This window comes from [Phormidium] sp. LEGE 05292 (genome assembly GCF_015207735.1).
Classification (GTDB): Bacteria; Cyanobacteriota; Cyanobacteriia; order Cyanobacteriales; family Aerosakkonemataceae; genus Floridanema.
This window is the reverse complement of record NZ_JADEWG010000244.1, coordinates 1-6,481: the sequence shown is the minus strand read 5'-3', so window position 1 is coordinate 6,481 and position 6,481 is coordinate 1. Positions and strand designations below refer to the sequence as shown.

Sequence of the window (6,481 nt, the reverse complement as noted above, 5' to 3'; positions counted from 1 at the left end):
TCTCCCCATCTCTCCATCTCCCCATTCCCCCTGCATTCTTAATATTTGATCGATGAGCATGAATAAAGTCAGCGATGTTCTAATTATTGGTGGTGGAATTATTGGGCTTTCTTTGGCAATTGAATTAAAATTGCGAAGGGTGAAAGTAACGGTTTTATCTAGGAATTTTCAGGAAGCAGCAACTCACGCTGCGGCGGGAATGTTAGCACCGCAAGCAGAAAAAATTCCTCCTAGCCCAATGTTAGATTTGTGTCTGCAAAGTCGGGCAATTTATCCAGATTGGATTAGAAAATTAGAAGAAATTACGGGTTTAGAAACGGGTTATTGGCCTTGTGGAATTTTGGCTCCTGTGTATGATGCAGGGGAGCAGGAGAGCAGGGGAGCAGGGGAGAATTTAATAGCTAATCAAGTTTGGTTAAATCAATTAGAAATTCAGCAACATCTACCTGGTATAAGTTCAGAAGTGGTCGGTGGCTGGTGGTATCCTGATGATGGGCAAGTGGATAATCGAGCTTTGGCTCATGTTTTGTTGATGGCGGCTCAACAGTTAGGAATTGAGATTGTAGAAGGGGTTGCTGTTACAGAATTTGTGCGGGAAAATCAGCAGATTAAATATGTAAAAAGTTTGGTGGGGGATTGGCAAGCTGAACGTTATGTTTTAGCTACTGGTGCTTGGTCGCAGGAGTTATTGCCAATAGCAGTTTACCCGAAAAAGGGTCAAATGTTGTCCGTGCGATCGCGTAGCGTCCACCTTGCGGAATCGCTCTCTTCCACCCAAGAATTAAATCATGTTTTATTCGGTGATGAAACTTACATTGTGCCGCGAAAAGATGGCAGAATAGTAATTGGTGCTACTAGTGAAAATGTTGGGTTTACTCCTGATAACACTGCCGCAGGTATCCAACAATTACTCAGCGGAGCAACTCGACTTTATCCACCATTAAAAAACTTGCCGATTTTAGAATTTTGGTGGGGATTTCGTCCAGCAACACCTGATGAATTACCAATTTTGGGAACTAGTGCTTACGAAAATTTGACTTTAGCAACTGGGCATTATCGTAACGGTATTCTTTTGGCTCCGATTACCGCTTTGTTAATCGCTGACTTGCTGGAAAAACAAATTGCTAATTCACTTTTGAGTCATTTTCACTATACTAGGTTTACTGAAAAGTAACTTTACATAAGTTAGGAAAAAATGGGAAAATGTAAATTAAATTCAAATATTTTCAGAAAAATCAAGTATGCAAAATTAAATTAACATTTTAAATGCTAATTTAATTCCCGTTGGCTTAATTCTTTTGCACAATATGTTTAGTAATTCTGTATCCAGCAATGCAAATTTTAGATAAATCTACCCTTGATTTGATGGAAGCGATCGCAGATCAACCCCTCACCATCGCCGGAAAAACCTTCAAATCTCGCTTAATGACCGGAACAGGTAAATATCGTAGCATCCCGGAAATGCAGCAAAGTGTCATCGCTAGCGGCTGCGAAATTGTTACCGTCGCTGTCAGACGAGTTCAAACTAACGCCCCCGGACATGAAGGACTAGCAGAAGCCTTAGATTGGTCTAAAATTTGGATGTTACCCAACACCGCAGGCTGTCAAACCGCCGAAGATGCGATTCGAGTAGCCCGGTTAGGGCGAGAAATGGCGAAACTTTTGGGACAAGAAGACAATAACTTTGTCAAATTAGAAGTTATTCCCGATCCCAAATATCTTTTACCCGATCCCATTGGCACTTTACAAGCAGCAGAGAAGTTAGTGAAGGAAGGCTTTGCCGTTCTACCTTATATTAATGCTGACCCATTGTTAGCCAAACACCTGGAAGAAGCGGGTTGCGCTACCGTTATGCCCTTGGGTTCTCCCATTGGTTCTGGTCAAGGAATCAAAAATGCTGCCAATATTCAGATAATTATTGACAATGCGAAAATTCCCGTAGTTGTAGATGCGGGAATTGCTACGCCCAGTGAAGCCGCCTCTGCAATGGAAATGGGCGCAGATGCGTTGTTAATTAATACTGCGATCGCCCAAGCCCAAAACTCAGCAGCAATGGCACAAGCTATGAATTTAGCCACCATCGCCGGAAGACTAGCCTACCTAGCTGGACGCATTCCCGTAAAAACTTACGCCAGCGCCAGTTCTCCCCTCTCTGGTACTATTAGCTAGTTTAGGGCAGGGGAGATGGGGGGAAATAATTTAACTACATCTAAAACTCTCCCCACCCCCCTACCTCCCCAGGGCTAATTCATGGTCATCAAATAAAATTAACCGGATGGGGGGACAAGGGGACAAGGAGACAAGGGGACAAGGGGAAAGATGATTTTTCCGTTGTTTGCATTATCTCTCCTTCACAAATCAATTTCTCCGTTGAAAATGAATTAGCCCTGCCTACCTCCCTATCTCTTCTTCCCAGTCCCCAGTCCCCAAACAGAGAACATTAAGAAAATTTGCGAGCAAAATTAACAAATCTGCAAAGTATTGTTACAATAAGTAATAAGTTTAATAAAGGACTATTTTATGCGCTACACAACCGAAGAAGGCGGACGTTTAAACAATTTTGCAGTTGAACCCAAAGTTTACCAAGCAACACCTCCTACCAAAACAGAACAACGTAACTACATCATCATGGGTGGGTTAGCGTTAGTGCTGGTAAGTGCTTTGATTTTCGTTGCCTTCTCGGTTTCGAGTGTAAGCTAACATTCCAGTTGCAAAATTAGTTACTAAAAGTAATCATGAGAATGACCAGGTATCTTACTTGATAGGTAAGACACCTGGTTTAACTATTTGAGATTAACGTAAAAATCAGGTAGGATTAGTCAGAAAGGGCATTTTGATAGAATCGGAGACTAGTAAATTAATCTACAATATAAAATTTGGATTTTAGTGTGTGACTTCTTCCCCTACTTCAGCAGCGCTCAACTTAGAAGAAATTTTCCCATTTCAGCTGGATAAATTCCAGTTAGATGCGATCGCCTCTTTAAATGCAGGTCGTTCCGTCGTCGTTTGCGCCCCTACAGGTTCTGGGAAAACATTAATTGGGGAATATGCCATTCACCGCGCCCTCCACAGCAACGGTCGAGTATTTTACACCACCCCATTAAAAGCTCTTTCCAATCAAAAGTGGCGTGACTTTGGGCAACAGTTCGGCAACCATAATGTTGGGTTGCTTACAGGTGACACCTCAATTAACCGGGATGCGCCGATTTTAGTGATGACGACAGAAATTTTCCGTAATATGCTTTACGGAACTCCCATTGGCGAAGTTGGTACATCGTTAGTTGGTGTAGAAGCGGTAGTGTTGGATGAATGTCATTACATGAACGATCGCCAACGCGGTACAGTTTGGGAAGAATCGATCATTTATTGCCCGAAAGAAATTCAACTAGTCGCACTTTCCGCCACCGTCGCCAACTCCCAACAACTCACAGACTGGATAAGTCAAGTTCATGGGCCAACAGACTTAATTTACTCTGACTTTCGCCCCATACCTTTAGAATTTTACTTTGGTAATCCCAAAGGCGTATTTCCTCTACTCAACCCAGAAAATAACAAAATTAATATTCGTCTCAAACTCAAAGGCGGACAACAAACCAGCGGTAAACGTCCAGAAAGCCCCAGTTTACCCTTTATTTTGAATCAATTGCGACAACGGGAAATGCTACCCGCAATTTACTTTATATTTAGCCGTCGAGGTTGTGACCAAGCAGTAGCAGAAGTAGCTGAATTAGCATTAGTTAACGAAACAGAACAACAACTATTAAAAACAAGAATTGAAGAATTTTTAGCCCGTTATCCCGAAGCAGCAAGAGTTGGACAAGTTGAACCTTTGTATCGGGGAATTGCTGCTCACCATGCGGGAATTTTACCAACTTGGAAAGGATTAGTCGAAGAACTATTTCAAGAAGGTTTAATTAAAGTAGTATTTGCCACCGAAACTTTAGCTGCTGGAATAAATATGCCAGCGAGAACCACAGTAATTTCGACTCTTTCCAAACGTACCGATAGAGGACATAGATTACTTACCGCCTCAGAATTTCTACAAATGGCAGGTAGGGCAGGTAGGCGGGGCATGGATAAAAAAGGCTACGTAGTGACATTACAAACACCATTTGAAGGAGCAAAAGAAGCAGCTTATTTAGCAACATCAAAAGCCGATCCTTTGGTAAGTCAATTTACCCCTAGTTATGGGATGGTGTTGAACTTGCTGCAAACTCACACTTTAGAAGAAGCAAAAGAATTAATCGAACGCAGTTTTGGACAGTATTTAGCAACATTGCATTTAGAACCAAATCGGAAAGCGGTACAAAAGTTGCAAAAAGAAGCTGACCAATTGGAAATTCAAATGCAGCAAGTAAATCCAGATTTAATCAGTAATTATGAGAAATTACAGCAAAGGTTGAAGGCAGAAAGACAATTATTAAAAACTTTGCAGCAACAATCTGCTGATATTTTATCTGGTGATATTGCTGCTGCTTTACCCTTTGCGGTTGCTGGAACTGTTCTCAGTCTTAAAGGTAAGCACGTTCCGGTTTCTACACCTATCCCGGCAGTATTAGTTAATAAAAAACCCGGCCCCGGACAAACTCCCTATTTAATTTGTTTGGGCAAAGATAACCGTTGGTATGTGGTAAGCGTTCATGATGTAGTGGGTTTTCATGCTGAATTGCCCCGGTTATCTAGGGTAGATAATTTAGCAGGGCCACCACCAGAAATGCAGATAAAATTTGGTAGCGTGCGGACAGGTACAGAAGAAACTGTCGATATTGCGCGTACAATTCCCGTACAGTCATCACCAGAAGAAGCGCCAGAAGTAGCGGCGCAAAATCAACGAGTTAAGGCGGTAGAAGCACAATTAGAAAATCATCCAATTCTCCAATGGGGGAATCCAGGGACATTAATTAAACGTACTCGGCGTTTGATTACTCTGCAAACTGAGATTAATTTATTACAAGAAAAACTCGATCAAGAATCGCAACGTCATTGGGAAGAATTCTTGGATTTAATTTTGATTTTACAAAGCTTTGGTTGCTTGGATGAATTAACACCAACTGCGTTAGGACAAGCTGCGGCAGCGATTCGGGGAGACAATGAATTATGGCTGGGATTGGCGTTAATGTCGGGTGAATTGGATGATTTAGGCCCTCATCACTTAGCAGCAGCAGCAGCAGCTTTGGTGACAGAAACACCCCGTCCAGATTCGGAAAGTAGGTATATTCCATCTCAGGAAGTACAGGAAGCTTTGAGTAAATTACGGGGAATTAGAAGGCAACTTTTCCAAGTGCAAAGGCGGCATAATGTAGCTTTACCAGTTTGGTTGGAAGATGAATTAATTGGGTTAGTAGAACAATGGGCATTAGGAATAGAGTGGGTGCATTTATGCGAAAACACAACTTTAGATGAAGGAGATGTGGTGCGGATGTTACGCAGAACTCTTGATTTTCTCTCTCAAATACCTCATGTGCCAAATTTGCCGGATTCTATTAAGAGGAATGCTAGTCGCGCTTTGCAATTAATGGATAGGTTTCCAGTTAATGAAATTGTCGGTTGATCGGGATTTTTAGGATTATGGGATTAGCAGGATTGATTAGTTAAGATTTGCGGATTGATGATTGGCAAGATTATTTGTGGATTAATCAGGATAATCTTGTTCATCTATAATCCTGTTCATCTTCAAATCTGTAAATCCTGGTTTAGTGTGAGGAGTTAAATGTGAGGAAAAGTGTTGCCTTCTGCCTTCTGCCTTCTGCCTTCTGCCTTTTCTCTTCTGCTGCTTTGGCGGAAGGTGTGACTTTAGGCGTGGTGCGTAGTGGTGATAATGCTACGCAATGGATGGGGATTACTAATCGGTTGAATCAGAGTGGTGTGGCTTATTGTGTGGTGGATTTGCAAAGTGTGCAGAAAGCCACTGATTTGACGGGTACAAGAGTGCTATTTTTGCCGAATGTGGAAAGTTTATCACCGCAACAGGCGATCGCACTTTCGGAATGGATGAAAAAAGGCGGTCGCTTAATTGTTAGTGGGCCAGCAGGTAATCTTTCTGCGCCAGAAGTGCGCCAAATGTTGCGGGGTGTTTTGGGCGCTTATTGGGCTTTTCCTCTCGCGGAACCTTCAACCTTGAAACCTAGCAAAACAGCTAATCAGCAAAAGGATTCTGAATCCTCGCTTCAAGGTACAGTTCACGGGGGAGTGGTGATTCCCACAACTCTTACTAGTCAAACTGCTGCTACTTGGTCAGTTAAGGATAGTCCGCCCGCAGTAGTGAATACTAACCAGACGACTTTTTTCGGTTGGCGCTGGGGTGTGGATGCGGTGGCAAATGTCCAAACGGATTTAGCTTGGCTGAAATCAGCCCTCAATCGCTACGGAGTTAAATCTGTAAGTGGTGTTGGTGTATCTGCCCCCAGTACGGGAAATTGTGTTGCCCCTGATGCTGTGCCTGTTGCTGTTGTGCCTGTGGTGCAGGAAAGGGGGGCTGGGG

4 protein-coding genes and 1 pseudogene are annotated in these 6,481 nt (G+C 42.7%); all 5 read left to right on the top strand.

All coding sequences use genetic code 11. The features are described 5' to 3' along the window. Positions 1–58 precede the first annotated feature (58 nt). Positions 59–1,174 carry a glycine oxidase ThiO gene (thiO, locus tag IQ264_RS30970; protein ID WP_193986305.1) on the top strand — a complete coding sequence of 372 codons (1,116 nt, stop codon included), beginning with the start codon at positions 59–61 and terminating at the stop codon, positions 1,172–1,174. A 158-nt stretch (positions 1,175–1,332) separates the two neighbouring features. Continuing rightward, the gene (locus tag IQ264_RS30965; protein ID WP_193986304.1) at positions 1,333–2,169 is read left to right on the top strand and encodes a thiazole synthase; all 837 of its coding nucleotides are present in this window, start codon (positions 1,333–1,335) and stop codon (positions 2,167–2,169) included. Between the two features lie 351 nt (positions 2,170–2,520). Next, positions 2,521–2,700, top strand: a complete 180-nt coding sequence (gene psb34 / locus IQ264_RS30960) for a photosystem II assembly protein Psb34 (RefSeq protein WP_073596700.1) — start codon at positions 2,521–2,523, stop codon at positions 2,698–2,700. A gap of 190 nt (positions 2,701–2,890) precedes the next feature. Then, a complete protein-coding gene (locus IQ264_RS30955; RefSeq protein ID WP_193986302.1) occupies positions 2,891–5,551 on the top strand; it encodes a DEAD/DEAH box helicase in 2,661 nt (886 codons plus the stop codon). A 161-nt stretch (positions 5,552–5,712) separates the two neighbouring features. Beyond that, positions 5,713–6,481: pseudogene (locus IQ264_RS30950) on the top strand (hypothetical protein); the annotation flags it as partial.